General features: G+C 70.8%; 17 protein-coding genes. 6 read left to right on the top strand and 11 right to left on the bottom strand.

The window, feature by feature from the left end; all coding sequences use genetic code 11:
• Positions 1–151: 151 nt before the first annotated feature.
• From IEY70_RS20235 to IEY70_RS20195, 9 genes are all read right to left on the bottom strand, one after another.
• Complete coding sequence (locus IEY70_RS20235) at positions 152–1,087, bottom strand: magnesium transporter CorA family protein (protein ID WP_189066835.1); 936 nt, start codon at positions 1,085–1,087, stop codon at positions 152–154.
• Positions 1,088–1,423: 336 nt separating this feature from the next.
• Complete coding sequence (locus tag IEY70_RS20230; RefSeq protein WP_189066834.1) at positions 1,424–1,660, bottom strand: ferredoxin; 237 nt, start codon at positions 1,658–1,660, stop codon at positions 1,424–1,426.
• A 140-nt stretch (positions 1,661–1,800) separates the two neighbouring features.
• Positions 1,801–2,589 carry an NTP transferase domain-containing protein gene (locus IEY70_RS20225; RefSeq protein ID WP_189066833.1) on the bottom strand — a complete coding sequence of 263 codons (789 nt, stop codon included), beginning with the start codon at positions 2,587–2,589 and terminating at the stop codon, positions 1,801–1,803.
• 72 nt (positions 2,590–2,661) lie between these two features.
• Entirely contained in the window at positions 2,662–4,074 is a 1,413-nt protein-coding gene (locus IEY70_RS20220) for a sensor histidine kinase (RefSeq protein ID WP_189066832.1), read from the bottom strand.
• Between the two features lie 8 nt (positions 4,075–4,082).
• Entirely contained in the window at positions 4,083–4,745 is a 663-nt protein-coding gene (locus IEY70_RS20215) for a response regulator transcription factor (protein ID WP_189066831.1), read from the bottom strand.
• Positions 4,746–4,779: 34 nt separating this feature from the next.
• Positions 4,780–5,142, bottom strand: coding sequence for a DUF1232 domain-containing protein (locus IEY70_RS20210; RefSeq protein WP_189066830.1), 363 nt, complete (start codon positions 5,140–5,142; stop codon positions 4,780–4,782).
• Between the two features lie 58 nt (positions 5,143–5,200).
• Complete coding sequence (locus IEY70_RS20205; protein WP_308425562.1) at positions 5,201–6,619, bottom strand: glycosyltransferase family 2 protein; 1,419 nt, start codon at positions 6,617–6,619, stop codon at positions 5,201–5,203.
• The gene (locus tag IEY70_RS20200) at positions 6,616–7,887 is read right to left on the bottom strand and encodes a HEAT repeat domain-containing protein (protein ID WP_189066829.1); all 1,272 of its coding nucleotides are present in this window, start codon (positions 7,885–7,887) and stop codon (positions 6,616–6,618) included. The genes IEY70_RS20205 and IEY70_RS20200 overlap by 4 nt, the downstream gene beginning before the upstream one ends.
• 4 nt (positions 7,888–7,891) lie before the next feature.
• A complete protein-coding gene (locus IEY70_RS20195) occupies positions 7,892–8,353 on the bottom strand; it encodes a tetratricopeptide repeat protein (protein ID WP_189066828.1) in 462 nt (153 codons plus the stop codon).
• Positions 8,354–8,786: 433 nt separating this feature from the next.
• On the opposite strand from IEY70_RS20195, the gene rplU reads away from it, so the two are divergent.
• From rplU to obgE, 3 genes are all read left to right on the top strand, one after another.
• Positions 8,787–9,089: a 50S ribosomal protein L21 gene (rplU, locus tag IEY70_RS20190; protein ID WP_189066827.1), complete on the top strand. Its 303-nt coding sequence runs from the start codon at positions 8,787–8,789 to the stop codon at positions 9,087–9,089.
• Between the two features lie 14 nt (positions 9,090–9,103).
• Positions 9,104–9,379 (top strand): 50S ribosomal protein L27, encoded by a 276-nt coding sequence (rpmA, locus tag IEY70_RS20185; protein ID WP_189066826.1) that lies wholly within the window; start codon positions 9,104–9,106, stop codon positions 9,377–9,379.
• Between the two features lie 182 nt (positions 9,380–9,561).
• The gene (obgE, locus tag IEY70_RS20180; RefSeq protein ID WP_189066825.1) at positions 9,562–10,902 is read left to right on the top strand and encodes a GTPase ObgE; all 1,341 of its coding nucleotides are present in this window, start codon (positions 9,562–9,564) and stop codon (positions 10,900–10,902) included.
• 72 nt (positions 10,903–10,974) lie between these two features.
• Here obgE and IEY70_RS20175 read toward each other — a convergent pair whose 3' ends face one another.
• Both IEY70_RS20175 and IEY70_RS20170 read right to left on the bottom strand, forming a co-directional pair.
• On the bottom strand, positions 10,975–11,466 hold the full coding sequence (locus IEY70_RS20175) for a thioredoxin-like domain-containing protein (protein WP_189066824.1): 492 nt from the start codon (positions 11,464–11,466) through the stop codon (positions 10,975–10,977).
• A 64-nt stretch (positions 11,467–11,530) separates the two neighbouring features.
• Positions 11,531–12,991, bottom strand: a complete 1,461-nt coding sequence (locus IEY70_RS20170) for an MBL fold metallo-hydrolase RNA specificity domain-containing protein (protein WP_189066823.1) — start codon at positions 12,989–12,991, stop codon at positions 11,531–11,533.
• 247 nt (positions 12,992–13,238) lie between these two features.
• On the opposite strand from IEY70_RS20170, the gene IEY70_RS20165 reads away from it, so the two are divergent.
• The 3 genes from IEY70_RS20165 to IEY70_RS20155 form a co-directional block, all read left to right on the top strand.
• Positions 13,239–14,291, top strand: coding sequence for a GGDEF domain-containing protein (locus IEY70_RS20165; RefSeq protein WP_189066822.1), 1,053 nt, complete (start codon positions 13,239–13,241; stop codon positions 14,289–14,291).
• Between the two features lie 52 nt (positions 14,292–14,343).
• Positions 14,344–14,835, top strand: a complete 492-nt coding sequence (locus IEY70_RS20160; protein WP_189066821.1) for a universal stress protein — start codon at positions 14,344–14,346, stop codon at positions 14,833–14,835.
• A partial coding sequence (locus IEY70_RS20155; RefSeq protein ID WP_444542425.1) for a lactate/malate family dehydrogenase occupies positions 14,832–15,352 on the top strand: 521 nt, incomplete at its 3' end. The genes IEY70_RS20160 and IEY70_RS20155, both read left to right, overlap by 4 nt.

Raw genomic sequence — 15,352 nt, 5'->3', positions numbered from 1 at the left:
TTCGCTGTTGGAGCCAATGTTGAACCTACTTCTGACCTCAGCTCCCCGGAATCCAGGATGAGCCAGAGTAAAAAGAGACGCAGGTTGAACGTTGATGGTTGATGGAGGGGTCGCTCCTTCCATCAACCATCAACCATTCACCATCAACCCCTCACAGCACGCGCAGGCGGTAGAACACGCCGGCCACGGCGACGGCCAGCGCCACGGCGAGGCCCAGCACGATCCAGATGCCTTCCGGGTTGTTCTGGAACGGGATGGGCACGTTCATGCCGAAGATGCTGGTCACCAGGGTCGGAATGGCGACCAGGATGGTGGTGACGGTCAGGACCTTCACGACCTGGTTGACGTTGTTGCTGATCACGCTGGCGAACGCGCCGGCCATGCTGGTCAGGATGTTGCTGGCGATGCTGGCCATCTCGATCGCCTGGAGGTTCTCGATCAGCACGTCGTCGAGCAGGTCGCTGTCTTCCTCGTACATCTCGAAGATGCGGTCGCGTTTGACGCGTTCCATCATGGCCTCGTTGGCTTTCAGGCCGGTCATGAAGTACACGAGGCTCTTCTCGAGTTTCAGGAGGTTCAGCAGTTCGCGGTTCTGCTGGCTGTTCTCCAGTTTGTCCTCGATGGCGTCCACGCGCTTGTTGATCTGCCGCACATCGATGAGAAAGCGCTGGGCGTTGCGCAGGAACAGTTGCAGGGTCAGGCGGTTCTTCTTGCTGGTACTGACGCGCCGCACGAGGCCGCTGACGACGTCCTTCACGACCGGGTTTTCCGGCAGGGCGCACACGGTGACCACGCAGTGATCGGTGTGCAGGATGCCCAGCGGCACCGTGTCGTAGGGGATGTCGCTCTCCTCGGGCAGGCGGTAACTGGTCTGCATGATGATCAGCAGTTGCCCGTCCTCGCGTTCGAAGCGGGAGCGTTCGTCCGGGTCGAGGGGGTAGGACAGGTAGTCGAGGTCCAGTCCGGTTTCGCGGCTGATGCGGCCGAGTTCCTCGGTGGTGGGGTCGGCGGCGTTGATCCAGCAGCCGTCGACGTACCCGTCAGTGGTGGTGAGTTTCCCGCCGATGCTGCGGTAGTACGTCAGCATGCGGCGCGGCCTGCGGGGGGTGTGTGGCGCATGGCGCGACCTCCAGGGAGTGAGCGGGCGTGACCGGGGTGGCCTGTCCGGTGCGGGGCAGGCTGGGACTGGGCGGTTCGGCGTCCAGCGGTTCGGGGTTCACGTCTGTCACCTCCTGGGGCGCGCCGCTCCGGGCGGAGTGTGGGCGCAGCGCCGGTCATGCTAGCCCTGGCGGGGCAGACAGGGCAAGGGGTGGGAGGTTTGGGGGGCGCAGAGCGGAGGGGCAAGCAGAACACTCCCGCCGGGCGCAAAACTCCCGCCGGGCGCGGGGGCCGGGCGGGAGCAGCTGAAACGGGCGGTGGGCGTTTACAGGCCGAAGTGGACGCGGTTCTTGACGATGAAATCTTCCTCGCCGCCGGGGACGTCCTCTTCGGGGAAGATGGCGCTGACGGGGCAGGCGGGCACGCACGCGCCGCAGTCGATGCACTCGTCGGGGTGGATCAGGAACTGGTCGCCGCCGTCGTAGATACATTCCACCGGGCAGACTTCGGTGCAGGCCTGGTCCTTGACGCCAATGCAGGGGCTTACGATCACGTGAGGCATAGGGAACAGTATGCACACCCGCGCGGACCGCCGCAAGGGCAAAGGCAACACAGGTTTTTGACGTTCAGGCGCAGAAAACCGATCCTTTTACTCGGGATTGGGACGCGGTCCAGGGTCGCCCGGGAAGCCGCCGGGACCGTTCAGGACAGCGGCGCACCCTTCAGGGCCGCCTCGGCCAGCAGCAGATCGGCGTCCTTGTCCACGTCGGTCCCCACGGCGGCGTGCGGGGTGATCAGGGCGCGGGCCTTCACGCCCAGCAGCGCCGAGACCTTCGCCTCCAGCGCCGCGACGGTCAGGCGGCCCGTCACGAGGCGCAGCAGCACGCCCGGCCCGATCAGGCCCGCGAGTTTCAGCGGGGCCTTGCGGGCCGCGAGGACATCGCGCAGCCTCGGCAGGAACTGCCCGATCAGCGCCGGGTCCAGGATGAACAGGTTCCCGCCCGTGAACGTGCCGTCCTTCAGGCGCGCGTAGGTGCGTTTCACGCCGGGGTACGCGGCCTCGCAGACCTCGCGCCGCACGACCGGGTATACCAGACCAGCGTCCAGCGGGGCGCTGTCCAGCACGCTGCGAATCTCGTCGGGCCGCAGCATGGGCACGTCGGCCGTGACGACCAGCACCCGCTCGCCCGGCTGCAACCCGGCGGCGCGCAGGGCCTCCACGCCCGCCTCCAGGTTGCTGAGCAGCGTGCCGTGATCGGTCACGCGGGCGTCCACGAACGCCTCCAGGGCCGGGGTGATGGGACCCACGTACGCCACGCGCGCCACGCGCTCACTGCCGCGCAGGGCACGCAGGACATGCAGGGCCATGGGTTCGCCCGCCACGGGAATCAGGGGTTTGACCTTCACGCCGTGCGCCGCCGCAAAGGGATCGCCCGGATCACCGCCGCCCAGGACCACGGCGCTCCAGCGCGTTGCATCCGCCTTTGTCATTGCTGCCCAGCGTAGCAGACGACCCGCCGGGCACCCAGAACCCCGGCAGGCCTGCGCCCCGGCTCAGCCCGGTCAGCCGGGCAGGTGCAGCGTGGCCGTGAACCCCCGCCCCGGCGCGCTGTCCAGGTCCAGCGTGCCGCCGTGCAGCGTCGCCACGTGCCGCGCCAGCGCCAGCCCCAGCCCGTGCCCGCCCACCCCGGACGCGTCGGCCGCGCGGCTGGCATCCGGACGGTAGAAGGCCTCGCCCAGCCGCGCCAGGGTCGCGGCGTCCACGCCGGGGCCGTCGTCGCGCACGGTGACGGCCGCGCCGCCCGGTACGGCCCGCACGGTCACGGTCACGGTCGCCTGCGGCGCGTGCCGCACGGCGTTGGTGGTCAGGTTCCAGATGGCCTGCCCCAGCAGCACCCGGTCGCCCGGCACCGTGACCGGCCCGCTGCCCGCGAGGTCCACGTCGGCCAGCGGGTCCAGTTCGCGGGCGCGGTCCACGGCGTCCGCCGCGAGGTCCAGCAGCGGCACCGGCGCCCGCTGCACCGCCCCCGGATCGCGGGCCAGCAGCAGCAGGTGGTTGGCCAGCGTGGACAGCCGCGTGATGTCCGTCCCGATCTCACGCAGGTCCGCGCGGTACCGCCCGGCGTCCCGGTCGCGGGCCAGGGTGCCCTCCACGCGCGCGGTCAGGGCCGCCAGCGGCGAGCGCAGGTCGTGCGCGGCCGCCCGCAGGAACCCCTGCTCGCGGTCGCGGGCATCCGCCAGTCGCGTGAACGCCTCCTGCATGGTCAGCGCCAGCCGCGCCAGTTCGTCCCCGCGCCCCGCGCCGGGCAGCGGACGGCGCAGGTCCCCGCCCTCCCCCACCGCCCGCGCCGCGTTCTCCAGCGTCCGCACCGGCCGCAGCAGCCGCCCCGCCACCACCCACCCGACCAGCAGCGAGAACAGCAGTGCCAGCGGCAGCAGCACCGTCAGCGCCTGCCCGAACGCCCGGCGCGCGTCGGTCAGGGCGCGGGCGTCCACGGCCACCTGCAACTGCACGTTCCGTCCCGGCAGGCCGCGCACCAGGATCAGGTGCTCGCCGTCCCGGCTGAGGTACGCGCCCGGCCCGGCCCGCAGGTCCAGCGGCACGTCCTGCGGGAACGACTGCGTGCCCACCGACGCCAGTGACCGCGCCGCGCCGCGCCCGCCCGGCTGCGGGGCCACCACCCGGACCTCCACGCCCCGGCGGTCCACGTCATCGGCAATGCGTTCCAGGTCTACCTGCGACACGGTCGCCACGCCCAGCAGCGACCCGAGCAGGTCGTCACCGTCACCGGGGGACCGCAGCAGGCTCTCCACGCGGCCCTGCACGGCCCCCACCACGCTCAGCAGCCGCTGCTCCTGCGCCTGCCGCAGGAACCCGTTCACCGCCCAGAACAACCCGCCGGCAACCAGCGCCACGGCCAGCCCGGTCGCCAGGGCCGCCCACAAGGCCAGCCGCGCCCGCAACGTCAGCCGCACGCCGCGCCTCAGCGTTCCACGCGGTACCCGCGCCCACGCTCGGAACTGATCGCCTCGGGCGCCAGTTTGCGCCGCACGTACCGCACGTACACGTCCACGATCCGCGCCTCGCCCCCGAACTCCGGACCCCACACCCGGTCGATCAGGTCCTCACGCGTGAACCACCGCTCGGGCGACAGTGCCAGCGCCTCCAGCAACGCGTACTCACGGCCCGTCACGGCCACCTCCGCGCCGTCCCAGGCGACCGTGCGCGCCACCGTGTCCAGCGCGCCGCGCCCACCCCCGAACGCCACGCGCGGCGCCCCCGCCCCCCGCTCACGGCGCGACAGGGCCCGCAGCGTCGCCAGCAACTCCGGCACCGCAAACGGCTTGACCAGGTACGCGTCCCCGCCCAGGTCCAGGCCCTCCACCCGGTCACTCAATTCACCGCGCGCCGTCAGGAACAGCACCGCCGAATCCACACCCTGTTCACGCAGTTCACGCGCCACCTGAAAGCCGTCCATGCCGGGCAGCATCACGTCCAGCACCACCAGCGGGAACTCGCCCATCACGGCCGCCTCCAGCCCCTCCGGGCCGGTCTGCGCCCACGTGACGGCGTACCCGGCCTCCCGCAGCGCCTCGGCGGTCGGCTGCGCGATCCGGGCGTCGTCCTCCACCAGCAGCAGTCTCATGAACCTCAGTGTACGCGGGGCGGTTAAGGGGTGGTTAGCCGCTCACGGCCCGCCACAGCAACCAGCCGCCGAGCGTCATGAGGAGCAGCGCGGCGGCGATCCCGGCGGGAATCAGCCAGGGCAGGCGGCGCTGCACGCGCAGGCTCCGGCCGCGCGCCTCGGTCAGGACGGGTTCGGGCAGGGTGCGGGCGGCCAGGGCCAGCAGGGTGGGCACGATCAGCACGTCGTCCGCCAGTCCCAGTAGCGGGGTCAGGTCGGGCAGCAGGTCCAGCGGCAGCAGGGCGTAGGCGACGGCCAGCGCCGCCATGAGTTTCGCCCCGGCGGGCGTGCGGCGGTCCCCGAGGGCGAACAGCAGGGCCAGCGAGTCGCGCCAGCCCGAACGGATACGTGCAATCACGCTCCTCAGTACGCGGTCCGGGAGGTGGGCGTTGCGGGGCGGGCGGCCGGCACGGACTTCATGAAGGTGGGGGGTCGGGGGTGGTGTCGGTGGTGTCGATGCGGCGCCGCTCCTGCTTCCCCCACTGTCCGGCGCGCAGCGGGCCGGTCAGGGTCGCCCAGAAGCGGATGATCAGCGTCCACTGCCGGAACCCCAGGTTGTCCAGCAGCGCGAACAGCAGCAGGCGCAGGCGGTCGCCGGGCGGCGAGATGCGCTGCCGCAGGAATACCTCGACGCTCTGCGCGCTGAAGGAGATCAGGGTGCCGTACGCGATGGCCAGCAGGAAGAACAGCGCCACGAACGGCGCGCTGAACTTGCCGCTCAGGACCAGCCCGATGGCCAGCAGGTAGCCGGTCAGTTCGATCACGGGGGCCAGCGCCTCGAAGAACACGTAGTACGGCATGGCGACCAGACCGATGCGGCCGTAGCGGGGGTTGAGGAACATGCGCCGGTGCCGCCAGAGGGTTTCCATCAGGCCGCGCTGCCAGCGGTCCCGTTGCCGCCGCAGCAGGCCCCAGGTGTCGGGCACCTGCGTCCAGCAGATCGGGTCGATGACGTACGTGATGGCGTACGGGCGGCGCTGCTCGCGCGCGTGGCGGTGCAGCCGGACGATCAGTTCCATGTCCTCGCCGACCGTGTCGTGCGCGTACCCGCCGACCTGCAGGACCACGTCCCGGCGGAACAGACCGAACGCCCCGGAGATGATCAGCAGCAGGCCGTAGGTGCTGAGGGTGGTGCGGCCCACCAGGAACGCGCGGATGTACTCCACGATCTGAAAGCGTTCCACGGCGCGGCGCGGCAGGGTCAGGTCCACGATCTGCCCGCCCCGGAAGACCGCGCCGTTCAGGGGGCGGACCGTGCCGCCCACGACCAGCAGGTCGTCGTCGTCCGCGAAGCGCCGCGCGACGCGCAGCAACGCTTCCTCGTCCAGCAGGCTGTCGGCGTCCAGCGCGCAGAACAGCGGGTAGCGGGCGTACTGCAACGCGACGTTCAGCGCGTCGGCCTTGCCGCCGTTGTCCTTGTCGATCACCAGCAGGTGCGGCACGCTGGCGCTGCGGTACGTGGCGCGCACCGCCTGCGTGCGGATGGTCAGCGGGACGACCATGCTGACCGGGTGCAGGTCGAAGCGCAGGGTCAGTTCTTCCAGGGTGCGGTCGCGGCTGCCGTCACTGACGACGATCACCTCGAACTGCGGGTACCGGAGGTTCAGCAGTGACCGCACGCTGGCCTCGATGGTGGCTTCCTCGTTGAAGGCCGGGACGAGCAGCGAGATGGGTTTGTGCGTGTCGCGGGTCAGCAGGGACGCGAACCGCACCGTCTGATGCCGCCGGATGCTGAGGGCCAGTTGCCGCACCGTGGTGGTCAGGCCGATGGCGTACCCGACGTTCATCAGCGCGAAGTACACCAGGAACATGAACTCGACGGCCGTGAGGTTCACGCGCGTGCCGCCGCGCCCGCAGGTTCCACGGGCAGGGGTACACCGGGCGCGGATGGTCCGGCAGGCACGGTCAGGTTGGCAGCCACGGTCAACTCGGCGGTCACGGTGCGGGCCATGTCCCGCGCGAAGCGGTCCGGGTGTTCCGTGACCGCTCTGCCCAGGACCGCGCGGCCCGCCTCGCTGCGGGCCAGGGTCTGCGCGGCATGCTGACGCACCCACCAGTTCGGGTCGCCCAGCAACCGCCACAGGACCACGGTGGGCGGCTGCGCGAACGCCCGCATGGCCTGCGCACTCATGGCCCGCACTGCCCAGGCGGGGTCCTGCGCCTGCGCCAGCACCAGCGCGTGCATACCGGGGTGCAGGGGCGCGCCGCCCGCGTACAGGCGCAGCGCCCCGGCCCGCACGCCGGGAGTCGGGTCGCGCAGCAGCGTGTCGGCCAGGTCCGCGTACCGCTGCGGGTCCAGGCGGGTGGCGGCGTCCACGGCCAGTTCCCGCCAGCGGTCCCGCGCGTCGGCGGCCATGTGGCGCACCAGCGGCTCGGCGGGCGGGCCGATCAGGCACAGCGCCTCGCGGACCTGCTGCGTGGAGAACGCGCCGGAGGTCAGGACGCCCGTCAGGTCCGGCGGGATGGGTGCGCCCGGCACGGACAGCGCGCGGGCCGCTCCCAGCAGCGCGAGGTTGCGCAGCGAGCCGCGCGCGTCGCGCAGCAGCGTCAGGAAGACCGGCAGGGTCCGGTCGTCGCGCAGCAGGACCAGCCGTTCCAGGGCCAGGGCGCGGGTGGTGCCGTTGCGGTGCCGCAGGGCGAGTGCCTCGTCACGTTCGCGCAGGCCCAGCCCGGCGTACAGGGCGGCCAGTCGCGCCGAGTCCGGGTGGTCCGCCTGCGCCTCGCGCCGTTGCAGCAGTTCGTCCTGCGCCAGGGCGCTCAGGTGCTGCGGGACCTCGCCGCCTGCCAGGAACCGGTCGAAGCGGGTCTGCCACGCGGCCCGCTGGGCGTCCACGTCCCGGTCCTGCCGGGCAGTGACCGTCACGTAGGTCAGTTGCGTGACGGTCAGCAGGACGGTCGTCAGGCTGACCACCACCAGCACGCCCAGCACGATCACGAGTGACCGCGAGAACGACTGCGCGAACAGGTTCAGGAACAGCAGGTACGTGAACACGACCATGGTCAGGGTCAGCGTCACGCTGATGCCCAGCGCCATGCCCGTGAACGGCAGCAGTTGAAACTGCCGCCACATGGGCTGCACGTCGGCGCTGCGGGGCGCCGCCACGGGCTCAGTGCTCCCGGCTGGCCTGCAACGACTGTGGCTCCAGCGCCGCCAGCAGGGTCTGCACGTCCGGGCGGGCCGGGTCCAGGGTCGCTGCCTGCCGCGCCAGGGTCAGGGCCTGATCGGCGTTGCCCTGCGCGCGGGCGATCAGGGCCAGTCCGTACCAGGCGTCCGCGTAGCGTGGGCTGCGGTCCAGCACCTGCCGGAAATCCCGCGCGGCGTCCTGGAGTGCGCCGGTCTGGTAGCGGGCGAACCCGCGTACGACCAGGGCGTCCGCGTCGACCAGCAGGCCCTTGTCGGGAATCCCCGCGAGGATGCCGGCGGCCTGCTGGAAGTCGCCGCTGCGGTAGGCGCGCACGGCGGCCGTGGTGGTCTGCGCGGCCAGGGGTTGCGTGGCCAGTCCGAGCCCGGTGGTGATCAGCACGCCGATCAGGGCCATCAGGCTGTTCCAGCGCCGCAGGTCCTTCATGGGCTTCAGGGTAGGAGCAGGCCTCTGAAAACTTTCTGACAGGCGGTGCGTACCGGCCTGTGTGGCGGGGTGGTATGCTGGGTGGGTCCGCTGCGCCGGCGCCCGCTCTGGGGGTGAAGGTCAGCGCTGGAGGTCAGGAAACAACCGACTCGCGCCTGCGCGAGTTCACGTGTACCGCGAGGACACGTCACTGGAACCGGGAACACGCACGCAACGAACACGACTGGCTTCCTGCGCCGCAGGTGCCGGTGTTGCCTGCCATGACCCGAGTCCGGTGCCTGAGTTCCGGACACCGGGTGTGTTCTCGTGATACCGATGACGGCCCGGTTGTGGTACAGTTCTTGCTTGGTGACCCGCCCCCCGTGGCGGGTGCGCGACAAGGTCCAAGCCGTCCGGGGCAGCGATTCCCGGCCGTGCGGCAGGAGGAATCACAATGTTTGCAATCATTCAGACCGGCGGGAAGCAGTACCGCGTTCAGGAAGGCGACGTGATCCGCGTCGAGAGCCTGAAAGGCGAAGCGGGCGACAAGCTCGACCTGGCCCCTCTCTTCGTGGGCGGCGACAAGGCCCTGTTCGGCGACGCCGTCAGCAAGTTCGTCGTGAACGCTGAAGTGGTCGAGCACGGCCGCGGCGAGAAGCTCTACATCCGTAAGTACAAGAGCGGCGTGCAGTTCCGCCGCCGCACTGGCCACCGCCAGGACTACACGGCCATCAAGATTCTGGGCATCAAGGGCTAAGGGAGGACACCGACATGGCACACAAGAAAGGCGTAGGTTCGTCCAAGAACGGACGTGACAGCCAGCCCAAGTACCTGGGCGTGAAGAAGTTCGGCGGCGAGCAGGTGCTGGCCGGGAACATCCTGGTCCGCCAGCGCGGCACCAAGTTCAAGGCCGGCCCGAACGTGGGCATGGGCCGCGACCACACGCTGTTCGCCCTGGAGCACGGCAAGGTCGTGTTCACGAACCGTGGCGCGAAGGGCCGCTTCATCAGCATCGAAGTCGCTCAGACCGAACTCGCTGCTGACTGAGTCCCGGTTTCGGGTTTTCAGGCAGTTCAGCGCCCTGCCCCGGTGAAGGGCAGGGCGCTTTTTTTACGGTCTGCCGGGCCTCTGGTCCGCGCGGGCCGTGGCCGCAGGGCCGCAACGAATCATGCAGGGTGAGGACGGTGCCGCGCGGCACGCACCTTGCCCCGAAGGGAGAGGTGAGTGCAGTGGCGTTTCGTGACGTTCTGAATATCGAGGTGGCCGCCGGGAACGGCGGGGACGGCAGCATGTCCTTCCACCGCGCGAAGTACATGGAGAAGGGTGGCCCGGACGGCGGGCACGGCGGGAAGGGCGGCAGCATCATCCTGCGCGCCATCGAGGGTGTGGAGTCGCTGGAGCGTCTGCTGGGCCGCCGTAAGTTCAAGGGCCCGAACGGCGCGTACGGCGAGGGTCGTCTGCGCCAGGGGTCCGACGGCGAGGACATCTACATCGACGTGCCGGTGGGCACGACCGCCTTCGACGAGGAGACCGGGAAGGTCATCGCGGACCTCGTGCGGGTCGGGCAGGAGAAGGTCATCGCGCGCGGCGGTCTGGGCGGGCGTGGGAACAGCACCTTCACCAGCAGCACCCGTCAGGCCCCGCGGTTCGCGGAACTGGGCACGCCGGGCCAGAAGCGCCGAGTGCGCCTGGAACTGCGCCTGATCGCGGACGTGGGCCTGGTCGGCTACCCGAACGCCGGGAAGAGCAGCCTGCTGGCGGCCCTGTCGCGCGCCAATCCGGCCATCGCGGATTACCCGTTCACGACCCTGTCGCCCATCCTGGGCGTCGTGGACCGCCTGGACGCGCACGGCACGCCGGTCGATGAACGCTTCACGCTGGCGGACATTCCGGGCATCATCGAGGGCGCCAGCGAGGGCAAGGGCCTGGGCCTGGAGTTCCTGCGGCACATCAGCCGCACGCGCGTGCTGGTGTACGTGCTGGACGTGACCCGCGACCCCGTGGGCGAACTGGCGCAATTGCAGTCCGAGTTGCGGTCCTACGATCCCACGCTGCTGGAGCAGGTGGCGTTGATCGCGCTGAACAAGGTGGAACTGGTCGACGAGGACCTGGCCGTGATGGTCGAGGACGAACTGATCGGGTCGGGCCTGCCGGTGTTGCGCGTGAGCGCCAAGGAAGGTCAGGGCCTGCCGGAACTGCGCGAGTCGCTGTTCCAGCTGCTGCCGGACCGGGAACTGTGGGCGCAGACGCACGCGCTGGACATCGAGTCGGACGTGGTGCGCGAGGAACCGCTGCGCATCGAGTTCCGCATCGACCCGGCCGCGCAGGGCGTGGGCATCATCAACGACGGGCAGCCCGAGCGGGTCTGGAAGGTCATCGGCGGGGGCTTCGAGGAACGCATCGTGCGCTTCTCGCGGTACCTGGAGGAAGCCTCGGAGTACCTGGGGAACGTCTTCAAACGCCAGGGCCTGTACAACGCCCTGAAACGTGCCGGGGCGCGCGAGGGTGACACGGTCGAGATCGGGCCGCACCGCTTCGAGTACTTCGACGAGGACGAGAACAAGGGCTGAACCTGACCAGAAGGGGGGCCGGAGGCAGACTGCTCTGCTTCCGGCCCTCTGTGTGTGTGCTGGCGGCGTGTTTCAGCGGGTGCCGCTGTACCCGCCGCTGCATGCCGCGCCGCGTTCCGGGGCGGTCGCGCCCTGCTCGTACTTGTCCAGGAAGGATTTCAGGCGGGCGTCGTCGGGCTGGTCGACTTTCAGCTGCGCGCCCCAGGCGCTGATGGCGACCGGCGTGTCCAGGCCCTCGTAGGGGCTGAGCAGGGTGTAGGGGCGGCCGTCCACCAGTTTCTTCAGGGTGTCGATTCCGGCGGCGTCCAGGTCCGGGCGGTAGGTGACCCACACCGCGCCGTGTTCGAGGCTGTGCACGGCGTACTCGTTGTACAGGGGGCTGCTGTACACGCCGCAGTTCTGCCAGACCGCGTTGTGCGGCCCGCCTGCCGGGGGGTTCTCGGCGTAGATCAGCGAGCCGCTGCGGTGGTCACCGGCCGGGTACGTGAAGGTCTGGAGGCCGTCGATGCCACCGGAACCGCAGGCGGTCAGGGCGAGCAGCAGGAAGGGCAGGGCGCGTTTCATGGACCTTCAGCGTAGCGCGCGTCCGCCTGCCCTGCCCAGGGGCATGTCTCCCCCGCGTCCGCGCCTACTCGCCCGCCTCGGCGTGTGCGCCGCGCGGCGGGGTGGGCACGAATCCGGGGGGGCGGCCGTCCGGGTAGCCGGGGCCGGTCAGGTCCACGGGTTGCCGGTCCGGGACGATGTCGCCCTTCAGGCCGCGCGCGGCGAGGACCGGCAGGAACGAGTCCATGACGTCCGGTTCGCCGTGCACCAGCCACACGTGCGGGGTGCCCGCCGTGGACAGGAACGCCAGCAGGTCGTCCTGATCGGCGTGCGCGGAGAACCCGCCGATGGTGTGCACGTGGGCGCGCACGGCGATGTCCTCACCCATGACGCGCACGTGGTCCGCGCCGGTCACGATCCGCCCGCCGAGGCTGCTGGGCGACTGGTACGACACGCTGATCAGGCTGGTACTGGGTTTCCAGAGGTGATGCTTGAGGTGATGCTGGATGCGGCCGCCGGTCATCATGCCGTTCCCGGCCAGGATGATGGCGGGGCCGTCGTAGCGGTTGATGCGCTGCGATTCGGCGCTGGTCGGCACGACGTGCAGCGTGCTGGGCCGGAACGGGTCCTCTCCGGCGCGCAGGGCGCTGCGGACTTCCGGGATCAGCTCGTCGCCGAACTCGAAGTACTCGTGCGTGGCGCGGGCCGCCATGGGGGAATCCAGGAACACCGGGATGCGCGGGACCTCGCCGGCGTCCATCAGTTCCTTGATGGTGTGCAGGATGGTCTGGGTGCGTTCGATGGCGAAACTGGGAATCAGGATCTTGCCGCCCTGCCGCACGGATTCGCGCAGCGCGTCGCGGAACTCGGCGCGGGTGGCCTCCCAGGCGCGGTGCGTGCGGTTGGCGTACGTGCTTTCCAGCACTGCGGCGTCCGCGTGCGGTGGGGGCGTGAAATCCAGTTGCAGGCCGCTCTCGCGGTTGCCCAGGTCGCCGCTCATGATCAGCCGGACGTCACGGCTCTCGATCAGCAGGTACGCGCTGCCCAGGATGTGCCCGGCCCGCTGGGGCGTGACGCGCAGGCCCGCCACCTGCGCCGTCTCACCGAAGCGCAGGTCGGGGCGCAGCAGGGCCAGGGCGCGGTGCACGTCCTCCTCCTCGTACAGCGGGAGCGGCACCTGATCGTCGGGAATCCCCTGGCGGCGCGCGCGGCGCAGGTCGTGCCGGTAGCCGTCCACCTGAAGGCGCGCGGAGTCCAGCAGGACCGTCTCGGCCAGCGCGGCGGTCGGTTCGGTGCAGTGAACCGGCCCCCGGTACCCGAGTTTCACCAGCAGCGGCAGGCGGCCCACGTGATCCAGGTGCGCGTGCGTGAGGATCACGGCGTCCAGGCCCGCCACGTCGAGCGGGAGCGGCTCGCGGTTGCGGGCTTCCAGTTCGTCGTTGCCCTGGAACAGGCCGCAGTCGATCAGCACCTGCCGTCCGTTCAGCGTCAGCAGGTGCATGCTGCCGGTCACCGTGCACGCCGCCCCTAAACTCTGTAGTTGCATGAAGCAGTGTACCCAGAGCCGGGCTGCACAGGGCCGGGCTGCACAGAGCCGGGGTGCACAGGGCCGGGGTGCCCGGAGTCGGGCCGCGCTGACCGGCGGGTGCCCCCACAGGGGGAAGAGCGTGAGATGCGCGGACTGACCAATGCCGTCCCAGACGGCCTGAACGGCTGAACGCCGTGGTGAGGCGCGATCTTTCGGGAACTGCCCAGACAGTTTTCTGTGCCGGACCGCACCGGATCATGTGGACGTGACGGAGCAGGGAGGGCCATTTCAGCAACTGGAACGGGTACGCCGCCGCGCGTACCTGCTGACGGCCCTGGTCGCCTCGGCCGCGCAACTGAGCATCCTGGTCGTGAAGGTGCAGACCCGGCACTGGCAGGACGTGCCGTCGTTCGCGCTGGGCACGCTGGTGTCGCTGGGCATCGTGGTGGGGATCGCGTGGCTGCGCCTGCCGACCGCGCGGCTGAACACCGGCATCGCCACGGTGATCACCTGCGCGACCCTGCTGGAATTCCTGCCGCTGGTGTCGGCGCCCGTGGTGGGCGCGCAGTCGCACCTGACGTTCATCGCCCAGACGGCGCTGTGGTTCGGGCTGCTGCGCATGCGGGTGGCGGCCCCGCTGACCGCCGCTGCGTACCTGGGGTTCGCGGCGCTGGTCGTGACCCGCCCCACGCACGACCTGAGCCTGCTGTGGTACCTGGGCTGCACGACGCTGGTGGTGGGCATGGTCGCCAGTTTCGGGCAGCGGGTGATCACGTACCAGCAGGAGGCCGCCGCCTTCCAGCAGGACGCCCTGACGGACCCGCTGACCGGCCTGCCCAACCGCCGCGCCCTGCTGACCCGGCTGCGGACCCTGTGGGGCGGGCAGGATTTTGCGTTGCTGATGCTGGACCTCGACCATTTCAAGGGCGTGAACGACCGGTTCGGGCACACGGCCGGGGATCAGGTGCTGGCCGGGACCGGCGCGGCCCTGCTGGCCCTGATCGGCCCGGACCGCCCGGACGGCACGCAACTGGCCCGCTGGGGCGGCGAGGAGTTCATGTTGCTGCTGCCGGGCGTCACGGCGCGGCAGGCGTACGCCGTCACGGACCGCCTGCAGGGCGCCACGCTGCCGCTGGAGGCCGGGTTGCCGCGCGTGACGTTCAGCGCCGGGGCGGCCCTGTCGCACGAGGCCGTCACGCTGGACGACCTGCTGGAACAGGTGGATGAACGCCTGCACGCCGCCAAGAACGCCGGGCGGCGGCAGGTGCGCTGGGTGACGGACGACCCGGTGCCCCGCGACCCGGCCGAGGTCCTTTAGTTGCCCTTCAGGTTCGGCCCCGAACCTCACGGGCCGGGTGTACGGTCAGGGCATGACCGACCCCACCCAGTCCGCCCTGAACGCCGCCACGACCACCGCACCGGCCGGATTCCAGCGGGTCGTGGTGGGCGTCGATTTCTCCGAGTCGGCCAGTCACGCGCTCGACACTGCCCGCGCCCGCTTTCCCGGCGCGACCCTGCGGCTGGTGCACGTGACCGACGCCCGTGTGACCGCCACGCCCGACCTGATGGGCGGCGTGAGCGCCGCCATGCCCGACCCGACCCTGCTGCAGACCCTCGAGGACGCCGACGCGACCCGCATGCAGGGCGTGGTCCGCGAGGGCGAGGAGACCGAACTGATGGTCGGTGACCCCGTGACCGGCCTGCTGGAAGCGGCGGCCAGCTGGGGCGCGGACCTGATCGTGGTCGGCACGCACGCGCGGGGCGCCATCGAACATTTCTTCCTGGGCAGCACCGCCGAGAAGGTCGTGGCACGCAGCCCCATCCCGGTCCTGACCGTGCGCGGCGGGAACCGCCCGGCATGAAGGTCGGCGTGGTGGGGGCAGGACTGGTCGGCGCGACCGCCGCGTACGCCCTGACGCTGCGCGGCTCGTGCAGCGAGATCGTCCTGACGGACCAGAACGACGCGCGGGCGCGGGCCGAGGCGCAGGACATCGCGCACGCCGCGCCGGTCAGTCACGGCGCGCGGGTCAGCAGCGGCCCGCTGGCCGACCTGGCCGGCAGCGCCGTCGTGATCGTCGCCGCCGGAGCGAACCAGAAGCCCGGCGAGTCCCGCCTGGACCTGCTGCAGAAGAACGCCGCCATCTTCCGCGAGCTGATCCCGCAGGTGGTGGCCGCCGCGCCCGGCGCGACGCTGCTGATCGCCACGAACCCGGTGGACGTCCTGACCGACCTGACCGTGCGCCTCGCGCCGGGCGCCGCCGTGATGGGCTCCGGCACGGTCCTGGACAGCGCCCGGTTCCGGCACCTGATCGCCGAGCACGCCGGGGTGGACGGCACGCACGTTCACGGGTACGTGCTGGGCGAGCATGGGGACAGTGA

It is taken from the genome of Deinococcus seoulensis (assembly GCF_014648115.1).
Classification (GTDB): Bacteria; Deinococcota; Deinococci; order Deinococcales; family Deinococcaceae; genus Deinococcus; species Deinococcus seoulensis.
This window is presented reverse-complemented; position numbering and strand designations above follow the sequence as displayed.